The organism is Vibrio sp. Vb1574 (assembly GCF_033338675.1).
Genome location: NZ_JAWOTC010000170.1, coordinates 1 through 1,522, shown reverse-complemented (window position 1 = coordinate 1,522; position 1,522 = coordinate 1). Strand labels below are relative to the sequence as shown.

At 43.8% G+C, this 1,522-nt stretch carries 3 protein-coding genes; all 3 read right to left on the bottom strand.

The features are described 5' to 3' along the window. Nucleotides 1-34: 34 nt before the first annotated feature. Complete coding sequence (xthA, locus tag R7O12_RS24525) at nucleotides 35-841, bottom strand: exodeoxyribonuclease III (RefSeq protein ID WP_069508384.1); 807 nt, start codon at nucleotides 839-841, stop codon at nucleotides 35-37. 90 nt (nucleotides 842-931) lie between these two features. Next, a complete protein-coding gene (gene rsmS / locus R7O12_RS24520; RefSeq protein ID WP_005456217.1) occupies nucleotides 932-1,096 on the bottom strand; it encodes a pleiotropic regulatory protein RsmS in 165 nt (54 codons plus the stop codon). After that, on the bottom strand, nucleotides 1,096-1,522 hold a 427-nt coding region (locus R7O12_RS24515), incomplete at its 5' end, for a primosomal replication protein (RefSeq protein WP_318126643.1). The genes rsmS and R7O12_RS24515, both read right to left, overlap by 1 nt.

The following is a 1,522-nucleotide window of genomic DNA, read 5'->3' as shown; positions in this document are numbered from 1 at the left end:
TAGCGTTGAGTCACGGTTATTGCTTTGTAAAGTATTACTTGAATGTCGACCAGATTGGCGCATGGTCTGAAGGCTTCTCAATACCGCGTAATTCATAATCGATACCCGACTCAATACATTTTTGCGCGAGAGAAGGAGTCGCCAAAATCACATCAATTCGTAGACCTCGGTTGTCATCAAAGCCGCGAGAGCGGTAGTCAAACCACGAGAAGCGATCGTTCACTTCTGGGTAAAGCTTACGGAAGGTATCTTCAAAGCCCCAATTTAACAACGTTTGTAGCCATTCACGTTCTTCTGGTTGGAAAGAGCATTTACCCGTTTTCAACCAACGCTTACGGTTTGGTTCTCCGATACCGATATCTGAATCGATAGGGCTGATGTTGATATCACCCATAACAATCAACTGTTCATCGTTGCTGTGATGATCGTTTAGATACGTCATTAGATCTTTGTAGAACTGGCGCTTGTATGGGAATTTCGTTTCGTGGTTAATGTTGTCCCCTTGAGGGAAGTAGCCATTAAGCACCGTTACTTTTTCACCATTTTCGTCTTCAAACGTCGCCATGATCATGCGCTTTTGGTGTTCTTCGTTATCCGTTGGAAAACCTTTTTGTACGCGGATTGGCTCTTGCTTACAAAGCATCGCTACGCCGTAATGCGCCTTCTGGCCATGAAAATACACTTTGTAACCCATGGCTTCGACATCTTCAATCGGGAACGCTTCATCATGCACTTTAATCTCTTGAAGACCAATAACGTCAGGCTGGTGTTTATCGATTAGCGCTTGGAGTTGGTGCAGTCGAGCACGTAGTCCATTGATGTTAAAGCTGATTACTTTCATTATTTATCCTTTTGAGGGCGTATTTTTCTAGAATGGTATCATTCTGAAAGCGTAGTGAAAATGAATCTCAACAAAAGAAAAAAGCGCGTTTTACTGCGCTTTCAATTTGTTTTCTAAATCTGTTTGTACGATCTTCAATGCTTTAATCGCAACTTCTGGATCAATCTCGTTGGTTTCAAGCAAGTAGATCAAATCAACGGCCAGCTTGATCTCTTCTGGTGCATCATCAAGAGGAGAGGTTGGTTGGTCTGCCATTATTGGTGCTTTTCCCTATGTGTAATTTGATTTTCTAGTTTAAGAAGCGCTGCCTCGCAACGAGCTAAACGTTGCTCTGTCGCCAGCAATACTTTCTGAGCTTCAGCTCGCATAAAACTAGGTGCAGTTTCCACTGCGCGTTCCTTTTCTAACACCATTTCTCGCAAGCGTCTTGCCCATTCTTGGTGTTGCGCGAGCTCTTGATAAAGCACGTTAATTGGTTTGCGAAAGTGGCTGCTATGCTTGATTTCATTCTTACGAATTTTAGTGGTAGAAATCTCTCGCTGAATTGCGCCAATTTGCGCTACGAGTCGTTCGGTGAGGTACTCCGCTCGCAAAGCGGTGAGCTTATTTTCGTTTTGCTCTCGGATAATCGCGTCCAGTGTCGATTTCGCTTCTTTTACGCAAGGGGTAAGTAAGCGAGAA

Coding starts and splice junctions, on each gene's coding strand:
- xthA (WP_069508384.1), bottom strand. CDS start 841: ATGAAAGTAATCAGCTTTAACATCAATGGACTACGTGCTCGACTGCAC.
- rsmS (WP_005456217.1), bottom strand. CDS start 1,096: ATGGCAGACCAACCAACCTCTCCTCTTGATGATGCACCAGAAGAGATC.